Source organism: Kitasatospora sp. DSM 101779 (assembly GCF_025655475.1).
Taxonomy (GTDB): domain Bacteria; phylum Actinomycetota; class Actinomycetes; order Streptomycetales; family Streptomycetaceae; genus Kitasatospora.
This window is the reverse complement of the sequence record NZ_JAHTIK010000001.1, coordinates 5,310,029-5,328,660: the sequence shown is the minus strand read 5'-3', so window position 1 is coordinate 5,328,660 and position 18,632 is coordinate 5,310,029. Positions and strand designations below refer to the sequence as shown.

Annotated in this window: 16 protein-coding genes, 2 tRNA genes and 1 pseudogene; 12 read left to right on the top strand and 7 right to left on the bottom strand. The window is 75.4% G+C overall.

Features of this window, described 5'->3' with window-relative positions:
* Positions 1-210, top strand: a 210-nt coding sequence (locus tag KSNIM_RS24325; protein WP_263105274.1) for a hypothetical protein, incomplete at its 5' end; no start/stop codon positions are given.
* A 47-nt stretch (positions 211-257) separates the two neighbouring features.
* Here KSNIM_RS24325 and KSNIM_RS24320 read toward each other — a convergent pair.
* Positions 258-1,157 carry a spermidine synthase gene (locus tag KSNIM_RS24320; RefSeq protein WP_263105273.1) on the bottom strand — a complete coding sequence of 300 codons (900 nt, stop codon included), beginning with the start codon at positions 1,155-1,157 and terminating at the stop codon, positions 258-260.
* Between the two features lie 96 nt (positions 1,158-1,253).
* Complete coding sequence (locus tag KSNIM_RS24315; protein ID WP_263105272.1) at positions 1,254-1,748, bottom strand: hypothetical protein; 495 nt, start codon at positions 1,746-1,748, stop codon at positions 1,254-1,256.
* Positions 1,749-2,064: 316 nt separating this feature from the next.
* On the opposite strand from KSNIM_RS24315, the gene KSNIM_RS24310 reads away from it, so the two are divergent.
* Positions 2,065-3,453 carry a tetratricopeptide repeat protein gene (locus tag KSNIM_RS24310; RefSeq protein WP_263105271.1) on the top strand — a complete coding sequence of 463 codons (1,389 nt, stop codon included), beginning with the start codon at positions 2,065-2,067 and terminating at the stop codon, positions 3,451-3,453.
* A 34-nt stretch (positions 3,454-3,487) separates the two neighbouring features.
* On the opposite strand, the gene KSNIM_RS24305 is transcribed toward KSNIM_RS24310, so the two are convergent.
* Positions 3,488-4,126, bottom strand: a complete 639-nt coding sequence (locus tag KSNIM_RS24305) for a histidine phosphatase family protein (RefSeq protein ID WP_263105270.1) — start codon at positions 4,124-4,126, stop codon at positions 3,488-3,490.
* 187 nt (positions 4,127-4,313) lie between these two features.
* On the opposite strand from KSNIM_RS24305, the gene KSNIM_RS24300 reads away from it, so the two are divergent.
* From KSNIM_RS24300 to KSNIM_RS24270, 7 genes are all read left to right on the top strand, one after another.
* Positions 4,314-5,513 (top strand): hypothetical protein, encoded by a 1,200-nt coding sequence (locus KSNIM_RS24300; RefSeq protein ID WP_263105269.1) that lies wholly within the window; start codon positions 4,314-4,316, stop codon positions 5,511-5,513.
* A 28-nt stretch (positions 5,514-5,541) separates the two neighbouring features.
* The gene (locus tag KSNIM_RS24295; protein ID WP_263105268.1) at positions 5,542-7,125 is read left to right on the top strand and encodes a hypothetical protein; all 1,584 of its coding nucleotides are present in this window, start codon (positions 5,542-5,544) and stop codon (positions 7,123-7,125) included.
* An 8-nt stretch (positions 7,126-7,133) separates the two neighbouring features.
* Entirely contained in the window at positions 7,134-8,486 is a 1,353-nt protein-coding gene (locus KSNIM_RS24290) for an AAA family ATPase (RefSeq protein ID WP_263105267.1), read from the top strand.
* A 157-nt stretch (positions 8,487-8,643) separates the two neighbouring features.
* Positions 8,644-9,042, top strand: coding sequence for a hypothetical protein (locus KSNIM_RS24285; protein ID WP_263105266.1), 399 nt, complete (start codon positions 8,644-8,646; stop codon positions 9,040-9,042).
* Between the two features lie 131 nt (positions 9,043-9,173).
* The gene (locus tag KSNIM_RS24280) at positions 9,174-9,770 is read left to right on the top strand and encodes a bifunctional DNA primase/polymerase (RefSeq protein ID WP_263105265.1); all 597 of its coding nucleotides are present in this window, start codon (positions 9,174-9,176) and stop codon (positions 9,768-9,770) included.
* Between the two features lie 66 nt (positions 9,771-9,836).
* Positions 9,837-9,910, top strand: a tRNA-Lys gene (locus KSNIM_RS24275).
* Positions 9,911-9,990: 80 nt separating this feature from the next.
* On the top strand, positions 9,991-10,332 hold the full coding sequence (locus KSNIM_RS24270; RefSeq protein WP_263105264.1) for a hypothetical protein: 342 nt from the start codon (positions 9,991-9,993) through the stop codon (positions 10,330-10,332).
* 234 nt (positions 10,333-10,566) lie between these two features.
* Here the strand turns inward: KSNIM_RS24270 and pgi are convergent.
* Together pgi and KSNIM_RS24260 are read right to left on the bottom strand one after the other, a co-directional pair.
* Positions 10,567-12,225 (bottom strand): annotated as a pseudogene (gene pgi / locus KSNIM_RS24265) (glucose-6-phosphate isomerase); the annotation flags it as partial.
* Between the two features lie 139 nt (positions 12,226-12,364).
* Entirely contained in the window at positions 12,365-13,945 is a 1,581-nt protein-coding gene (locus KSNIM_RS24260) for a Na+/H+ antiporter (protein WP_263105263.1), read from the bottom strand.
* A 142-nt stretch (positions 13,946-14,087) separates the two neighbouring features.
* Here KSNIM_RS24260 and KSNIM_RS24255 point away from each other — a divergent pair, with 142 nt between their 5' ends.
* The 3 genes from KSNIM_RS24255 (at position 14,088) to KSNIM_RS24245 (ending at position 15,549) form a co-directional block, all read left to right on the top strand.
* A complete protein-coding gene (locus KSNIM_RS24255) occupies positions 14,088-14,798 on the top strand; it encodes an alcohol dehydrogenase catalytic domain-containing protein (RefSeq protein ID WP_263105262.1) in 711 nt (236 codons plus the stop codon).
* A gap of 40 nt (positions 14,799-14,838) precedes the next feature.
* Entirely contained in the window at positions 14,839-15,411 is a 573-nt protein-coding gene (locus KSNIM_RS24250) for a YdeI/OmpD-associated family protein (protein ID WP_263105261.1), read from the top strand.
* 64 nt (positions 15,412-15,475) lie between these two features.
* Positions 15,476-15,549: transfer RNA gene (locus tag KSNIM_RS24245), tRNA-Lys, on the top strand.
* Positions 15,550-15,659: 110 nt separating this feature from the next.
* Here KSNIM_RS24245 and KSNIM_RS24240 read toward each other — a convergent pair.
* Both KSNIM_RS24240 and KSNIM_RS24235 read right to left on the bottom strand, forming a co-directional pair.
* Positions 15,660-16,619, bottom strand: a complete 960-nt coding sequence (locus KSNIM_RS24240; protein WP_263105260.1) for an N-acetylglucosamine kinase — start codon at positions 16,617-16,619, stop codon at positions 15,660-15,662.
* Between the two features lie 111 nt (positions 16,620-16,730).
* Positions 16,731-18,407: a chitinase gene (locus tag KSNIM_RS24235; RefSeq protein ID WP_263105259.1), complete on the bottom strand. Its 1,677-nt coding sequence runs from the start codon at positions 18,405-18,407 to the stop codon at positions 16,731-16,733.
* Between the last annotated feature and the right edge of the window lie 225 nt (positions 18,408-18,632).

Below are 18,632 nucleotides of genomic sequence, written 5' to 3'. Positions count from 1 at the left end.
CCTGCGGCACGGCCGGCAGCCGCCGCCGACGCCCGCGGGACCTCCGCCGAGCGGCCCCGGCCCGCCGCGGGCGAGGACGCCTTCGGTGCCGCGCCCACCGTCCGGGCCGAGGGCGCGGACGCCGTCGCGGTGGCCGTCCCGATCCTGGCGGGGCTGCTGCTCACCGCGCTCGCCACCTACAAGCACCGCGGACTGCCCAGCGGGCACTGACGGACGCGGGCACAAAAGGCCCCCAGGGTCCAGAGGGTGCGGCCGGATCAGTGGAAGACGCCCGGCGGGGGCGCCGGGGAGGGGACGGCCGAGGCGTCCGTGACCGCAGCGGCTCCGGCCGTGAAGTCGGTCAGGGCGCGACCGTGCTCGACCCGGCCCAGGGCCGCGTCCGAGGCGACCTTGCGGCCCAGCTCCTCCAACGGCAGCGGCGCCGTCCCGGCCACCAGGATCAGGTTCCCGAACCGGCGCCCGCGCAGCACCGCCGGGTCCGCCACCAGGCACACCTCCGGGAACACCGCCAGCAGGGTCGCGGTCTGGGCCCGGGCGAAGGCCAGTGACGAACCGTCGGTGAGGTTCACCACCAGCCGCCCGCCGGGGGCGAGCGCCCGGGCGGCGAGCGCGGCGAACTCCACGGTGGCGCAGTGCGCCGGCACCCGCGCGCCGGAGAACACGTCGGCGACGACCAGATCGGCGCCGCCCTCCGGGGCGCGCTCCAGCACCGCCCGGGCGTCCGCGCCGCGCACCTTGATCTGCCAGCCGCGCTCCAGCGGGAGTTCGGTGCGGACGAGCCCGGTCAGCGCGGTGTCGATCTCCGCCACCTGCTGACGGGAGCGCGGGCGGGTCACCGCCACGTACCGGGGCAGCGTGAGGGCGCCGCCGCCCAGGTGCAGGGCGGTGATCGGGCGGCCGGGCGGCGCGGCGAGGTCGATCAGGTGGCCGATCCGGCGCTGGTACTCGAAGCCGAGGTGGGTCGGGTCCGCCAGATCGACCAGGGACTGCGGGGCTCCGTCCAGCAGCAGCTGCCAGGCCCGCGGCCGGTCCCGGTCGGGCCGCAGCTCGGCCGTCCCGGAGTCCACCCGAACCGTCAGCGGCCCCTGCCGGTGGCTCCGCCCGTCCGCCCCCGTCGTCTCCGGCGCCGCCTCGGCTCTGCCCCTGCCACGTCCCATGCACCCATTATCGACGTGCACCTCCGGCTCGGGGCACGCCACCGGGGCGCGGGCGGCGCGGTGCACCACCGAAGCCGCCCCGCGCGTCGGCTCGCCTCAGAAGGGGCCGAGGCCGCCCGCGGTGAGGGTGCAGGCGGCTTCGCAGAGGGCCGAGCGCAGCACCCACGCGTCCGTCGGCCGGGCCAGCGCCTGCGGTCCCGCCGGTGCCATGATCCAGCGGGGGTCGGTGGCGGGCAGCAGGACAGCGCCGGGGCTGCAGGAGCTGCCGGGGAGGTGCCAGGCGCGTGAGGTGCCGGCGGGGACGAGGAAGGAGACGGCGGCGCCGCCGCGGCTCTGCAGGACGGCGCCGCAGGCACCGCGGAGCCGCAGGATGTCGACGGCCTCCAGCCCGTGCCGCACCGAAACGGTGACGGTGTCGTAGCCGACCCCGGCCGCGCCCCGGGCGGCCGGCTGCCCGGGGCGGGCGCCCGTGGTGCCGCCCCCGCCGGCCGACCGGGTGCCGTCCGTGCCCTCCGGCAGCAGGGCCGGGGCCACTCCGGCGGGCAGCCCGGGGACGCTCGGCCTGCGGTGCTGCGGTGCTCGGGCGGCCATTGGGGACCTCCTGTCGTCAGGTCGGACGCCCCGGCCCGATCGCGTGGGGGGACGGGATGCGGGGCTTCCACGTAACAGGACAACGCGGGGAGGGCACGCAAGGCCACGGGCGCGTCTACAGCAAGACATGGCATTTCATGGCAGAACCCGGCACCGCCGTACGGTTCGTCCGCATTTGCCCCACAGGGTTCCCCTCACTCGCCGCATCCGGTCGGTGACTGCCGGTACTGTCGTGGCGGCACCGAGCGGCCCCCCACCGGCCCTCAGGCGCGGCATTCGCCGCGGCGCCACCCTGCACGACTCTCGGAGCGCAGCCATGGCAGCCAGGAGTCCCGGCGGGCCCAGGCCCGAGCCGGCCGTCCCCAACACCGTGATGCGCGAGCTGCGCGGCGACCTCTCCCCCGGGGAGTTCGCCACCGCGGTGCGCCGGGCGGCACGGGAGATCGGCGAGCACGTGTCCTGTGACGCGCGCTACGTCGGCCGGGTCGAGTCGGGTGAGATCCGCTGCCCCAACTACGCCTACGAGCGGGTGTTCCGGCACATGTGGCCGGGCCGGTCGCTGGCCGACCTGGGCTTCGTGCCGCGGACGTCCCTCCGCGGCCGCCCGGTGGAGGCCGCGGCGCCGGCCGGGCCCGCTCCCGGCGTTCCGCACCACTGTGACGAGGAGAACGACGACGTGCACCGCCGTACGTTCCTGACCGGCGGTCCGACCGCCCTGGCGGCCGTGCTGGGCCTGGACGGCGCCGACCCGGCCGCCGCCTTCGCCGGGCCGTCCCCGCTGCCCGTGCCGGCGCCCCGTCGGGTGGGTACGGCCGAGATCGAGGGGGTCGAGCGGGCCGTCCGGGAGATCCGGCGGCTGGACGACGCGCAGGGCGCGGACGCCCTGTTCGAGCAGGCCGGGCAGTCGCTGCGCAGCGCGTACGTGCTGCTGAACGAGGGGCTGTACTCGGCCTCGGCGGAGCGCCGGCTGCAGTCGAGCGCCGGTGAACTGGCGATCTCGGTGGGCTGGTTGGCGCACGACTCGAACCGGCTCGCGGACGCCAGGTCGTTCTACTCGGAGGCGCTGGCCAGCGCGCGGATGGCGGGCGACGCGGCGCTGGAGGCGCACGTCTTCTGCAACAGCGCCTTCCTGGCCCGGGACGCCGGGCGGCCGCGGGAGGCACTGCGGGCGGCGCAGGCCGGGCAGGCGGCGGCGCGGGGGCTCGGGTCGGACCGGCTGCTGGCGCTGCTGGCGCTGCGCGAGGCCGGCGGCTGGGCGGTGCTGAGGGACCGTCCGTCCTGCGAGCGGGCGCTGGCGCGGGCGTCGGCGCTGTTCGAGCGGGGGCCGTCGGAGGCGGACCCGGAGTGGATGTCGTTCTTCGGCGACGCGGAGCTGGCCGGGCTGCAGGCGCAGTGCTGGTCCGCGCTGGGCGAGTGGGAGCTCGCCGGGCGGCGGGCGGAGCTGGCGATGGCCCTGCAGGAGCCGCAGTTCGTCCGCAACCGGGCGCTGTACACGGCGGAGCTGGCGCACGACCGGCTGGGCCTGGGCGACCTGGCGGGGGCGGCGGAGCACGGTTGCGCGGCGGTGGCGCTGCTCGGCGGAGTCCGCTCGGCGCGGATCCGGGCGATGCTCGCGGGCACCGCCGGGCGGCTGCGCGGGCACCGCGCGGTGCCGGAGGTGGCGGACTTCCTGGCCGTGTACGACGGTGCGATGGGGGCGGCCTGACGGTCCGTGCGGGACGGACCGTCAGGTGCGGCCGTCAGTCGAGGTGGCTGTGGTCGTTCCAGATCTCGACGGCGGGCAGGCCGTACTCCCAGGAGAGCACCGAGAGGGCGGCGGTGCCGAGCTTGAAGCGCTGGGCGTTCTCGGGCGCCAGGCCGAGCCAGCGCGCGGTGAGGATGCGCAGCAGGTGGCCGTGGGCGAAGAGCACCACGTCGCAGTCGGCGGCGTGCATGGTGGTGGTCTCGGGGTGCGGCACGCCGTGGGTGCCGCGGAGTTCGTCGAGGAAGCCGTCGACGCGGGCGGCGACCTCGGAGAGCTTCTCGCCGCCGGGCACGCCGTCGCGCCAGATCAGCCAGCCGGGCTGCTCGGTCTCGCGGATGTCGTGGCCGGTGCGGCCCTCGTACTGGCCGTAGTCCCACTCCATGAGCTCGGGGCGGTCGACGGCGCGGGCGCCGAAGCCGGAGAGTTCGGCGGTCTCGCGGGCGCGGGAGAGCGGGCTGGTGTAGACGACCGCGTCGGTGAGGCCGTTCCAGGGGTCGCGGGCGAGCCGCTTGCCGAGGGCGCGGGCCATCGCGCGGCCCTCCTCGGTGAGCGGCACGTCGGTGCGGCCGGTGTGCCGGCCGGTGGCCGACCAGGCGGTCTCGCCGTGGCGGACGAGCACGATGCGGGCGGGCATGGGTGGACTCCTCGCAGCAGGGTTCGCGGCGGCCTGCTCGCCATTGAGGGCCGGGTCACCATGATCCCGCACCCCGCGGCCACCCGCCGGTGGGGGCCTGCCGGGGCCGGTGCGGGACCGTCCAGGGCGGCCGATCCGGAGGTCCCGCCCCCGATTGTCGGTGGCGGATGCAACACTGGGCCGCACCATGAACGTCTCGCTCCTGGGGCAGTCAGAGCCGCTCGCGCAGCGGCTCTCCGAGCTGCGCGGCCGGGCGCCGCAGCGCAGTCTCGACGCCCGCGCCCTCGCCGCGCTCGCCGCCAATCCGGGCTGCCGCCGCCGCTCGCTGCTGGACGCCGCCGGCGTCGACAAGGGCGCCGTCGCCCGGCAGTTGGGGCGGCCGGCGCCGTTCGGCCAGTCCCCGTTCGCGCTCGCCCGCGGCAACGTCTTCGAGGCCCGGCTGAAGGACGACGGCTACGCGGCCCTGCTCGAACCGCTCCGCCGCCACCTCGGCCTGCCGGAGGAGAGCGGCACCGCGCTCGCCGTGCCGGACCTGCTGCGGCGTTCCTCGCCGGCCGTGCGCGCGGAGCGCACCCGGGAGGCGCTCGCCGAGGCGGCGGCCGACCCCTCGCTCTGGACCTTGCTGGACCACCCGATGCTCCGGCTGACGGTGGCCGGCAGCCCGGCCCACTTGGAGCCGGACGCGGTGCTGGTGCACGGCGGCCGCTGCACGGTGGTGGAGATCAAGTCCTTCCCGGTGCTGGACGGCTCCGCCGACCCGGCCAAGGTCGGCGCCGCGGCCCGCCAGGCGGCGGTGTACGTGCTGGCGCTGCAGGAGACGGCGGCGGCGCTCGCCGGGGTGCCGGCCGAGTCGGATCCGTACCGTGCGCAGGAGCTGCCCGGCAGTCCGTCGACGACGGTGCTGCTGGTCTGCCCGAAGGACTTCTCCAACCGGCCGACCGCGGCCGCGGTGGACGTCCGCCGCGAGCTCGCCACCACCCGGCGTCAGCTGTCCCGGATGACCGGCATCGGGCAGCTGGTGGCCGCCCTGCCGGAGGGCACCAGCTTCGACCTGGTGCCGGACGAGGGCGGAGCGCCGACCCGGCCGGCCGAGGAGCTGGCGGCGGCGGTGGGCTCCGTCCCTGCCGCGTACAGCCCGGACTGCCTCTCCACCTGCGAGCTGGGCTTCCACTGCCGTGCCCAGGCCCGCTGCTCGGACGCGGTGGACCAGCTCGGCCGCGGGGTGCGCGGCGAGCTCGGCTCGATCCGCACGGTCGGCGCGGCGCTGGCCGCCGCGCACGCGGGGCCGGGCGACGGGACGGCGGACGCGGAGGCCGACGAGGCCTCCGCCCGGCTGCGCTACGCGGCCGCGCTGCGCGCCGAGGCCCTCGGCCGGGCGGCCCGGTGAGCCGCGCGATCCGCCGGCGGTGGGGCCGGTGAGCCTGCTCTCCACGCTGGCCCGGCTGCAGGCCGTCCGCAGCGGGCGGGCCGAGCCGTTGGCCACGGTGCGCCACCGCCACCTGTCGGAGCGTCCGATGGTCGTGGTGCCGCTGGCCGCGGCGGGCGAGGCCGGTGCGCCGCTGGCGGTGATGCTGGGCACCGACCGGGAGGCTCCGCGGCTGCACATCGTGCCGCAGCCGCTCAACCGCGACCAGCGCTTCGACTTCCTGGCGCGCTTCGGCGCGGACCTGCTGCCGTACCTGGAGTCCTTCGCCGACGAGGTGGAGCACGTCGAGGGCACCGAGCGGGACGCCGGGACGGGCGAGCGGACCCCGGTGGTGCGGGAGCTGTGCGCCGACGCGCCGCAGCTGATCGTGCCGAACACCGGCTCGGTGCAGCACCTGGCGCTGATCGGCCGCTCCACGCGCTTCCGCCGTACCGCGGAGGACGCCGATCCCGGCCCCTACCCGGCACCCACCCAGGTGCCGCTGCTGGGCCGCTGGCTGACCCACCTCACCGATCGGGCGCAGGTGCCCGGGTCCAGCCTGCTGCTGCCGATGACGGCGCTGCTGTCCCGGCACTGGGCGACCGGGCAGAGCCACCTCGAGGACCAGCACCTGGCCGCCCTGCTGGCCTGGCACGTCCCGCCGGCCGGGCTGACCGGCGCGGAGGCCGCCGAGCGGGCGGAGAGCGAGCGGGACGCGCACGGGCAGCTGGTGCGGCCGTCGGCCGGTCCGGCCACCGACCCGAAGTTCGACGAGCTGGTGCTGGCGCCCGCGATCGCCCGGCACGACGCGGCGCTGGCCGCGGCCCGGGCGGCCGCCCCCGCCGACGCCGCGCGGGCGGAGCTGCTGGTCAAGCGGGCCGCCGAGCAGCTGCACGGCGTGCTGGAGCAGGTGCTGCTGCCCACCTGGGCGGACGTCTGGCAGGGGCTCGACCTGCTGCGGGCGCTGCCGGAGGGCGGGCACGTCGCGGAGCGCTGGGAGGGCGACCGCTGGTCGTTCACCGGCCACCGGGACCGGCTGGCCGCCGGCGAGCCGCCGCAGCCCAAGCAGGACGACGCGGTGACGGCCGCCCGCAAGCTGGCGCAGCGCGAGCGCGAGCAGGTCCGGCTGGAGGTGCAGGAGGCGCTGGACGATCCGCTGGCCATGGCCGAGCACCGGCTGGCCGGCGAGGCCTTCGCGGGCGAGGTGGTCGCGGTGGTGCCGGAGTACGACACCTCGGGCCGGTCGGCGAAGCCGCGGCCGCTGCTGGTGGTGCACACCGCGGACCGTCCGCATGCGGACGCCGGGCGGGAGGTGCACCGGGTCGGCGCGGCGACGCCGCAGCGCGGGGTGGTCGCGGGCTTCGACCCGGACGGGGGCACCGTCACGGTGCGGGTGGTGTCGGGGATGGGCCGGCGCAAGGAGCCGGAGCCGGGCAGCCTGCCGGAGGTCGGCGAGCGGGTGGTGTTCACGCTCTTCGAGCTGACGCCCCGCCAGTCGGCGCCGCTGCCGGACCCGGAGGACACCCCGTGGACGCACGGCGGCCCGCCCGGCGCCGCCCCGATGTCGGCGAGCAGTACGGAAGAGTGGGAATGACCGCGGGCATGACTGCCGATCAGGCGCCCGGCGCCGTGGCCGACGCCGCCGTGGCGGCCATCCTGGAGGCCTCGGTGCGGCCGGCACCGGGTGCGCCGCGCGGGGTGGTGGTGGACTCCCCGCCGGGTGCGGGCAAGTCGACGCTGGTGGTGCGTGCGGCGCGGGAGCTGGTGGCCTCCGGCGAACGGCTGATGATCGTCGCGCAGACCAACAGCCAGGTCGACGACCTGGTGGACCGGCTGGCCGCCAAGGGGCCGGACCTCAGCATCGGCCGACTGCACGCGGGCGACTCCCGCCCGGCGCCGGAGGCCCTGCGGCACGGCAACGTGACGGCCTCGGAGAAGGTCGCCGACCTGCTGGAGCACGACGTGGTGGTCTCCACCGCGGCGAAGTGGCAGTGGGTGCGCACCGAGGCGCCGTGGCGGCACGCGATCGTGGACGAGGCGTACCAGATGCGCTCGGACGCGCTGCTGGCGGTGGCCCGGCTGTTCGAGCGGGCGCTGTTCGTCGGCGACCCCGGCCAGCTGGACCCGTTCACCGTGGTTGGCACCGACCAGTGGGCGGGGTTGTCGTACGACCCGTCCAGCAGTGCGGTGGTGACGCTGCTGGCGCACAACCCGGCGATCCGGCCGCACCGGCTGCCGGTGTCCTGGCGGCTGCCGGCCTCGGCGGCGCCGCTGATCTCGGCGGCGTTCTACCCGTACACGCCGTTCCGTTCGGGTACCGGGCCGGGCGAGCGGCGGCTGGCGGCCGCCGTCCGGGCGGACGGTTCGCCGGTGGACGCGGCGATCGACGAGGCGGTGGAGAGCGGCTGGGCGCTGCTGGAGCTGCCCGCGCGGCACACGGTGCGGACGGACCCGCAGGCGGTGGCGGCGGTGGCGGCGGTGGTCCGGCGGCTGCTGGACCGCGGGCTGACGGCGCACTCCGAGCAGGGCTCCGCCCCGGTGGCGCCGGGCCGGATCGCGGTGGGCACCGCCCACCGGGACCAGGCGGCGGCCGTCCGGCAGGCGCTGGCCGCACTGGACGTGCCGGTGGACCCGGCGGCCGGTCCGGCGGTGACGGTGGACACCGCGAACCGGCTGCAGGGCCGCGAGTACGACGTGACGGTGGTGCTGCACCCGCTCTCCGGGCGGCCCGACGCGACGGCCTTCCACCTGGAGACCGGCCGGCTGTGCGTGCTGGCCTCGCGGCACCGGCACGCCTGCATCGTGGTGGCCCGGGCGGGGATCGCCGAGCTGCTCGACGAGCACCCGTCGACCGAACCGGTGCAGTTGGGAGTGGCGGTGAAGTTCCCGGACGGCTGGGAGGCCAACCACGCGGTGCTGGCGCACCTGGCCGCGCACCGTGTGCCGTTGTCCTGACGGCGGGCACCGGCCGGGTCGGGGGCGCGCCGCAGGTGACATGTGCGCCCCGACCGGGAATAGCGACCTGGTGCACACCGTTCCGCTACCGGCCGCCGCCGCGCGACAATGGACGACGGCCCTTTCCTGCCACCAGCGTCTCCGGAGGTGTCCGTCCATGCCCGATCCCCATGCGCAGGCGTCCGACCAGAGCGGTGTCCCCGCGCAGGCCGCCCCGGGCCAGGGCACCCCTGCACGTCGGTTGCGGCCGGCCCAGCTGCTCTTCGAGCCGCAGGCCGACGAGCCGGAGCAGGAGCGTTTCTTCGATCTGGAGTCCATCGACGATCCGGCCGAACTGCTGCGCCGCTCCACTGAGTTGGCCCTGGCCTTCCGGGCCGCCGCGGAGCGCGCCACCGACTTCCAGGCGATCGCCGCCGCGCAGCTCGCCGACACCCGCCGCTTCGACGCGCTGTCCCCGGCGGAGATCGCCGCCCGCGCGGACTGGACGCCCGACTACGCGGTGCGCATGGTCGAGTACGGTCGCGGCCTCCAGAAGCAGCGCAGCGCGGAACACTGAGCCGCCCCCCGGCGCGGCCGAACCGGGCCCCTGGCATATGCGGCCGGTAAGGGTACGCCGCGGTGCGGGGCGGTGTCCGGCGAACGCCGTTTTCCGCCCGTTCCGGCGGCGGCAAGGTCCACGCTGCTGGGGTGGACATCTGGACGTATCAATCCGTGGAGTACGTCACCGTCGCCGGCGAGGCCTGGCTGGCCTCCGCCAGCGAGTACCCGCGCTCCATGAGGGCCCTGTGGGAGGCGCGCCCCTGGGCATCCACCGTGCTGCCCTGCGGCCGCGCCTTCGACGTGATCAGCATGCCGTCGCTGTTCGGCCGCCGGGTGCTGGACGAACTGTGGTCCTCCGGCCCGGGCTGCGGCCCGGTCGCCGCCTTCCGCGGACGCACCCTGCTGTTCGTCCAGCCGGGCGCGGCGACCCGGCTGCGCACCCTGCTGGCCTGGGAGGAGTGGGCGCGCGACGTCCCGCCGCTGCTCTGCCACGGCAAGGGCGACGCGGTGACCGTGCCGCCGGTGCAGCGAATGGTGGACGCCCCGGACTCGCCCGGGCTGGGCGCGGGCCGCTGGATCGTCGCCCCGGACTCCCGCGAACCGTGGCTGCCGGGGGCGGCCGTGGTGCTGTGGGCCTGCGTCCGGGCGGCGCGGGGCGAGGCCCGCGCGACGGCCGCTCCGGCACTCCCCCGGGCCGCCGCGGAGGAGCCTGCCGGAGCGCTGCACCCGGCTCCGTCGGCCTGAGCCCGCCCGGCGGTATCCGATTTTGGCTCCGCCCCGGGCCGCTGCTAGAGTCTTCCACGTCAGCAGGCGCCGCTAGCTCAGTTGGTTAGAGCAGCTGACTCTTAATCAGCGGGTCCGGGGTTCGAGTCCCTGGCGGCGCACAGACGGTCGAAGGCCCTCCGCGAGAGCGGGGGGCCTTCGGCGTTCCGTGGTACGTCCACGACTGCTACCCTCGCGGTCCATGGCGCCCGACGATCCCGCGCACAGTACGCCGCCGGGCTGGGAGGAGTGGCTCCGCGCCGAGCTCGAGGGCCTGGAGGCGGCCGCGCTGCGCGCGCACCGGATCGCCGTGTGGCGCCACCGGGTGCTGGTGGCCCTGGCGGTGCTGGGCGGGGCGGCGCTGATCGTGCTGCTGGCGCTGGTCCCCCGCTCCGCCGAGCTCCGCCGCACCCCTGCACCGCCGGGCCCGGCGACCGCCACCGGATCGCCGCACACCTCGGCCGGGCCGACGTCGCCGCCCTCGGCCTGCTGCCCGTCGGACCTGCCGGGCGGCTGCCCGAACTGCTGGACGGCGGGTCGCTGACCGGTCGTCAGGAACTGATGCGTGTCTTCAAGGCGTGAGGGTGCCTCAGAGAGGCACGGGGAACTGCGCAATGCGGATGCGGGACACCGTGCGGAACAGGGGTGAGCCGGATTCGTCAGGAACGCCACTCCCGACCGGAGGTGCCCCCAACGCCCCTGGACCGACCGGCCAGCACCGGCAGAAACACGCCGCGGGGCCGCCCCGACCGGGACGGCCCCGCGGCCCGCGGGCNCAGCGGCCGCGCAGTGTCCGGTAGCGCGCGACGAGCTCGGCGGTGGAGCTGTCGAGCTTCTCGGTGCCCTCGCCGGTCAGCAGCACCGGCTCGATCCGCTTGGCCAGCACCTTGCCCAGTTCGACGCCCCACTGGTCGAAGGAGTCGATGTTCCAGATCGCGCCCTGGACGAACACCTTGTGCTCGTAGAGCGCGACCAGCTGGCCGAGCACCGACGGCGTGAGCTCGGCGGCCAGCACGGTGGTGGTGGGGTGGTTGCCGCGGAAGGTCTTGTGCGGCACCAGCTCGGCCGGTACGCCCTCGGCCGCGACCTCCTCGGCGGTCTTGCCGAAGGCCAGCGCCTGGGTCTGGGCGAAGAAGTTGGCCATCAGCAGGTCGTGCTGGGCGACCAGGCCGGGCGGCAGGCTCTCGACCGGCTTGGCGAAGCCGATGAAGTCGGCCGGGATCACCTTGGTGCCCTGGTGCAGCAGCTGGTAGTAGGCGTGCTGGCCGTTGGTGCCCGGGGTGCCCCAGACCACCGGACCGGTCTGCCAGGTCACCGGCCGGCCCTCGCGGTCCACGGACTTGCCGTTGGACTCCATGTCCAGCTGCTGCAGGTAGGCGGTGAACTTGGAGAGGTAGTGCGAGTAGGGCAGCACTGCGTGCGACTGCGCGTCGAAGAAGTTGTCGTACCAGACGCCGAGCAGGCCGAGCAGCAGCGGCACGTTCCGCTCCGGCGGGGCCGTGCGGAAGTGCTCGTCGACCAGGTGGAACCCGTCCAGCATCTCGCGGAACTGCTCCGGGCCGATGGCGATCATCAGCGAGAGGCCGATGGCGGAGTCGTAGGAGTAGCGGCCGCCCACCCAGTCCCAGAACTCGAACATGTTGGCGGTGTCGATGCCGAAGTCGGCGACGCCCTGCGCGTTGGTGGAGAGCGCGACGAAGTGCTTGGCGACCGCGTCGGTGCCCGCGCTCAGCTCGGAGAGCAGCCAGTTCTTCGCGGAGACGGCGTTGGTGACGGTCTCGATGGTGGTGAAGGTCTTCGACGCGACGATGAACAGCGTCTCGGCGGCGTCCACGCCGACTAGCGCCTCGTGCAGGTCGGCGCCGTCCACGTTGGAGACGAAGCGGACGTCGATGCCGCGGTCGGTGAAGGAGCGCAGCACCTCGTAGGCCATGGCCGGGCCCAGGTCGGAGCCGCCGATGCCGATGTTGACCACGGTGCGGATGCGCCTGCCGGTGTGGCCGGTCCACTCGCCGCTGCGGACGCGGTCGGCGAAGGCGGCCATCTTGTCGAGCACCGCGTGCACGGCGGGGACGACGTTCTCGCCGTCGACCTCGACCACGGCGTCGCGCGGGGCGCGCAGCGCGGTGTGCAGGACGGCGCGGTCCTCGGTGATGTTGATCTTCTCGCCGCGGAACATGGCGTCGCGCAGGGCGGCGACGCCGGTGGCCTCGGCGAGCTCCCGCAGCAGGGCGAGGGTCTCGTCGGTCACCAGCTGCTTGGAGTAGTCGACGTGCAGGTCGCCGACGGTCAGGGTGTACCGGCTGCCGCGCTCGGGGTCGGCCTCGAACAGCCCGCGCAGGTGCTGCTCGCCCAGCTCCTCGCGGTGCTTGGCCAGCGCGGCCCACTGGGGCGTGCGGTCCAGGGGGATGCGAGAGCCGGGACGGTTCTCCGACATCGGTTGCTCCTTGAATCATCCGGATGCGATACCTGCAGGGCCCGGCGGGAGGGTGCGCGAGGTCCGGCGGCAGCGTGGTGCTTGGCGCCGACTCCGTTGACGGCCTTGCCCGCGGCCAGCCTATCCCCGGGCGGCCCGCTCACTTGCGCGCCGAGCGGAGGTCGAGCTCGCGCAGGACCCGGTCGGCCATCTCGGGATCGCCGCCGGGTTCCCCACGGGCCGTCAGCACCTCCCGGCGGGAGGCGGCGATCATCTCCTGCTCGACCTCGGCCGCCTGCCGCCAGCGGGCGAGGCGGCGCTTGGCCTCGGCGGCCTCGTCCTCCTCGTACCGCTCGGGGTAGAGCCGGGCGAGCCGGTCGTGCTGGCGTTCGCGGAGGCGGTCGACGAGTTCGGCGGGCAGGCGGCGCTCCTCCTCCAGTTCCTCCAGCCGGTGCAGTCCCGCCTTCGCGGCCCGCCAGCGCAGGACCCGCAGCGCCTCGTCGTGGACGTCGGGGTGGTCGCGCAGCCCGAGCAGCCGCACCAGCCAGGGCAGCGAGAGTCCCTGCACCAGCAGGGTGAACAGCACCACGGAGAAGGCGACGAAGACGATCTCGCTGCGGGCGGGGAAGGGCCCGCCGCCGTGCACGGTGAGCGGCACCGCGAGGGCGAGCGCCACGGTGGCGACCCCGCGCATCCCGGACCACCAGAGCACCACCGTCTCGCGCCAGCTGATCGGGGTGTCCTCCTCGCCGTGGGTGAGCCGCTCGGAGATCCAGGCGGCGGGCAGCAGCCACAGCAGCCGGACGAGCACCACCGCGGCGATCACCCATGCGGTGTCGCCGAGCATGCCCCGCCAGCTGGAGCGGACGTCGGCCAGCACGGTGCTCAGCTCCAGGCCGATCAGGCCGAAGGCCACCCCGGTGATGAGGATCTCGACGATCTCCCAGAAGGCGTTGCCGACCAGCCGGAAGGACACGTCGTCCGCGTCGGCTGCCCGGTCGGCGAGATACAGCGCGCAGACCACCACGGCGAGCACGCCGGAGCCGTGCGCCTCCTCGGCGAGGGCGTAGGCGGCGAACGGGACGAGCAGGTTGAGCGCGACCTGCTGGGTGGGGTCGTCGAGTCGGCCGGCCAGCCAGGTGTTCAGCCAGCCCAGGGCGATCCCGAGGACGACGGCGACCACGGCGGACAGCACCAGGCGCAGGGCGGCGTCCGCCGTGGAGAAGTGGCCGCTGACCACCGCCTCGATGGCCAGCGAGTAGATGACGATCGCGGTGACGTCGTTGAACAGTCCCTCGCCTTCCAGCACCGCGACCAGGCGGCGCGGCAGGCCGACCGAGCCGGCCACCGCGACCGCCGCCACCGGGTCGGGCGGCGAGACGAGCGCGCCGAGCGCCACCGCTGCGGCCAGCGGAAGGCCGGGCACCCGCCACTGGAAGACGGCGGCCACCACGGTGGTGGTGGCGGCGACCAGGGCGACCGCCAGCAGCAGGATCGGCCGGATGTTGGCGCGGAAGTAGCGGACGGAGGAGCGCCGGGCCACCGCGAAGATCAGCGGCGGCAGCACCAGCGGCAGGATGAAGTCCGGGTCGACCCGCACGTCGGGGATCTGCGGGACGAGTGCCATGGCCAGGCCGAGCAGGGTCATCAGCACCGGCTGCGGCACGTGGATGCGGCGGGCCAGCGGCATCGTCACCACGGAGGCGAGCAGCACCAGGAACAGCAGCGACAGCTGGGCCACCCATCCACTCCCTGTGTCCGTACACCCCGGTGTCCGTGCGACATGCGGCCCCCTACCCCGCAGATCAGCATAAATGTGACAAAGCACCCGCCCGGCGCGGCTCGCCGGGTGCGGGGACGGGAGCGGAAACGGGAGGTCGCCGGTGCGGGCGCTGGAGTACCCGGGGCCCGGCGGTGCGGCCTGCACCGCGCGGACGGTCGAGGCGGTGGTGCCGCGACCGGGCCCCGGGCAGGTCCTCGTCCGGGTGGAGGCGGCCGGTCTGCCACCGGTCGGCGGTACGCCGGCCGGGGTGCCGGGCACCGAGTTCGCCGGGGTGGTGGTGCAGCTCGGCCCGGGCACGTACGGCCTGGAGGTCGGCGACGAGGTGCTCGGGCACTGCCCTTCCGGTGCGTGCGCCGAGTACGCCGCCGCGGACGCCGACCGGGTGGCCCACCGGCCCGCCGCGCTGCCCTGGGCCGAGGCGGCGCTGCTGCCGGTCACCGCCGCGGGCGTCCGGGAGCACGCCGCGCTGCGGGAGTCCGGCGCCGTGCCGATCGGCTACGGGGCGCAGCTGGCCGAGCGCGTCCGGGCGGCCGCCCCGCAGGGCGTGGACGCGGTGCTGGACGCCGTCGGCGCGGGCACGGCCCCGCTCTGGCCGGAGCTGGCGGGCGGCCCGGAACGGGTGGCCTCGCCGGTGCCGCCGGTCGGCCGGACGGTCGGCGCCGCCGAGTCCGCCGAGCTGGGCGAGATGGTGGAGCTGTGGGAGGAGGGCGCCTTCCGACTGGTGCCGGACACCGTCCTGGGACTGGAGGAGGCCGCCGCCCACCGGCCGCCGGGCGCCGGGACGCTCGCGGTGGTCGTCCCCCGGACCTGATCCCGTCTCATCTGTCGGTGCCCTGTGGTTCACTGCGGGCATGGCCGACTCGCAGGACACGCTCGCCTTCGACTCCGCCGAGGAGTTCGAGGCCTGGCTCGACGCGCACCACGACTCCTCCCCCGGGATCTGGCTGAAGCTCCGCAAGAAGGCCCCGGGCGTCACCTCGCTGGACTACGCCGGGGCGCTGGACGCCGCCCTGTGCTTCGGCTGGATCGACGGGCAGAAGCGCTCCTTCGACGACCGGTACTGGCTGCAGCGGTTCACGCCCCGCACGGCCCGCAGCCGGTGGTCCAAGATCAATCGGGCGAAGGCGGAGACGCTCGCCGCGCAGGGCCGGATGCGTCCGGCGGGCCTCGCCGAGGTCGAGCGGGCCCGGGCGGACGGCCGCTGGGAGGCCGCCTACGACAGCCCGCGCTCAGCGACCGTGCCGGAGGACCTGGCCGCGGCCCTGGCGGCCGTGCCCGCCGCGGCGGAGAACTTCACCGCACTGGACGGCGCCAACCGGTACTCGATCCTCCACCGGGTGCAGGAGGCCAAGCGGCCGGAGACCCGCGCCCGGCGGATCGAGAAGTTCGTGGCCATGCTGGCCGCCGGGGAGAAGCTGCACTGAACGGCAGGTGGATACGGATGTGCGTCCGACCTGCGGGAGCGTGTATGGTTGTCCACGTCAGCAGGCGCCGCTAGCTCAGTTGGTTAGAGCAGCTGACTCTTAATCAGCGGGTCCGGGGTTCGAGTCCCTGGCGGCGCACAGACGGTCGAAGGCCCCTCGCGGAAGCGGGGGGCCTTCGGCGTTCCCGGGACCGTTCCGGGGACGAAGGCCGCCCCTTGTGGCGCGCCCATGACCTCTGACGGCGCTCCCTACGTGCCGGAGGCGACCAGGGCTCGGTGGAGGTCCTCGGTGGCGGCCGTGCGGCCGAGGGTGCGGGCGGCGAGCCAGGCGGCGGCTCCGGCGGTGCTGCCAGCGGTGCGGACCTCGGCGGCGGGCCAGCGGGCGGCCACGCCCGTGCGGACGGCGTCGGCCAGCGGTGTGCCCGGGCCGAGCACCCCGCCGGCCAGCACCACCGGCCGGGCCGAACCGGCCGGGCGGACGGTGCCCAGGGTGGCCAGCAGATGGCCGGCCGCCTCGTCGACCAGCCGCTTCGCCTCGCTCTCCCCGGCGGCGGCCGCGTCCAGCACCAGTGGGGCGAGTCGGGCCAGCCGGACGGGCGGCTCGGCGTACACCGCGCCGAGCAGGGCGGCCCGCAGGCCGTCCCCGGAGGACCGTCCGGCGAGGGCCTCGGCTGCCGCCGCCGCGGTGCCGGTGAGCGGCCGGCCGGCGTCGACGGCGGCGAGCGCGAGGCGGACGGCCTCCCGGCCGAGCCACTGGCCGGAGCCGAGGTCGCCGAGCAGCCAGCCGTGGCCGTCGGCGAGCCGGACGGGGGTGTGGTCGCGGACCTCGGCGGCGACCGCGCCGGTGCCGCCGATCAGTACGGAGCCGTCCGGGCTGCCGGTGCCGGCGGTGTAGGCGAGCGCGAGGTCGCTGGTGGTGCGCGGGGTGACGGTGAGTCCGACCTCGGGCCAGAGGCCGTCGAGTCCGGGTTCGGCGACCAGGGCGCCGGCCAGGCCGACCACGCCGGCCGCGACCTCGGACGGGTCCAGGCCGGCGAGTGCGGCCCGCACGGTGGCGCCGACCGCCCTGGCGGCGGCGGCCCGGCCGTGCGCGACCGGGTTGGCTCCCTCGCCGCGGGCCCGGCCGAGGACGCGGCCGTGCAGATCGGCGACGACCGCCCGGCTGCCGGTGCCGCCGGCGTCGAGGCCGAGGACGAGCGGGCCGGTCATGGGCTCTCCCTGGTGGTGGTCGGGCTGCCCCCATGATCGGCCGCCGTTCCGGGAGGCGTCAACGACGCCGGGCCCGGGGCGGTGGCTCCGCCCCGGGCCCGGTGCCGAGGGTCAGCCGAAGTAGGCGTCGAAGTTCTTGGAGAACTCCTGCCCGCCGAAGCGGTCCCAGTTGATCGACCAGGTCATCAGGCCGCGCAGGTTCGGCTGCGCGCCGCTGCGCGGGACGTAGCTGCCGCAGTTGACCGTCCTGGTGAGGCAGTCCAGCGCCTTGTTGACCTCGGCCGGGGCGACGTAGCCGTTGCCGGCGTTGGTGGTGGCGGGCATGCCGATGGCGACCTGGGAGGCGGCCAGCGGGGGGAACACGTTCGCCGTGTTGCCGGCCACCGGGAAGCCCTTGAGAAGCATGTCGGTCATGGCGACGTGGAAGTCCGCCCCGCCCATCGAGTGGTACTGGTTGTCCAGGCCCATGATGGAGCCCGAGTTGTAGTCCTGGACGTGCAGCAGGGTCAGGTCGTTCCGCATGGCGTGGATGACCGGCAGGTAGGCGCCGGCCCGCGGGTCCTGGCCGCCCCAGGGGCCGGATCCGTAGTACTGGTAGCCGAGTTGGACGAAGAATGTCTCCGGGGCCATGGTCAGCACGAAGCCGGACCCGTACTTGGCCTTGAGCGTCTTCAGCGCCGAGATCAGGTTGACCACCACCGGGGTGGTGGGGTTCTTGAAGTCGGTGTCTCCGGTGTTCAGGGAGAGCGAGTGGCCCTCGAAGTCGATGTCGAGGCCGTCCAGGCCCCACTTGTCGATGATCGCGGAGACCGAGGAGACGAAGGCGTCACGGGCGGCCGTGGTGGTGAGCTGGACCTGGCCGTTCTGGCCGCCGATCGAGATCAGCACCTTCTTGCCCTGGGCGCGCTTGGCGGCGATGGCCGCCTTGAAGTCGGCGTCGGACTCCACGGTCGGGCACTCGGTGGCCGGGCAGCGGTTGAACCGGATGTCGCCGGAGGTCACCGAGGTGGGCTCGCCGAAGGACAGGTTGATGACGTCCCAGGAGGCCGGCACGTCCGCCATCCGGGTGTAGCCGGCGCCGTTGGCGAAGCTCGCGTGCAGGTAGCCGACGAGGGCATGCGCGGGCAGTCCCCCGCCGGGCGGCTGGGTGGTCGGCGGCTGGGAGGTGGGCGGCTGGGACGTCGGGGGCTGCGAGGTCGGCGGCTGCGAGGTCGGGGGCTGAGAGGTCGGCGGCTGGGAGGTGGGCGGCTGCGAGGGCGCGCCCGGGCCGTCCAGCGAGATGTCGTCGGCCCAGTAGGTGCCCTGGCCGTACCAGCCGTGGGTGAAGACGGTGGCGCTGGTCTGGCTCGCGCCGGTGGTGAAGCTGACGGTTAGCTTCTGGTAGGCGCCACCGGTGCTCGGCGTCCAGGTCGAGGCCCCGCCGTCGACGCCGAGGTAGACGTAGGCGCCCTTCACCCAGGCGCTGAGCGTGTAGGCGGTGTTGGGCGCGACCCCGACGGTCTGCGTGCACTGGGCGTTGTCGCTCGCCGAGGCGGCCCCGGCGAGGGCGTAACTGCCGGTGTGGGACTGGCCGGTGACGACGCTGCCGGTGCCGCCGGTGCAGCTGAACGGAGCGAGCGAACCACTCTCGAAGCCGCCGTTGGCCAGGAACTCGCCGGCGCTGGCGGAGTTGGCGAGGCCGACGGTCAGCGCGACGGCGCCGGCCGCGGCGACCGTCCAGGCGGTGACCGCGGCGAGCATGCGGCGGCCGGGCGGTGCGGCGTGGGAGGGTCTTGAGGTAGCGCGCATGTGGGGGATGCTCCTGCCGTGGGACAGCCGTGAGACATGGGGGTGTCCAGGCGCGGTGGGGGCCGGCCGGGCGTGCAGCCGCCGCGGCAGGAGGCGCCGCATTGGACTGGACCACTCTTGGACTAGACCACTGAAGCGGAATTCCCGCGGCCCTGTCAATGGAGTCGGCGCACCGTCAGGGCCCGTCGTCGCAGGCCGAGTAGGGCGGCGGGTTGCGCGGCCCCC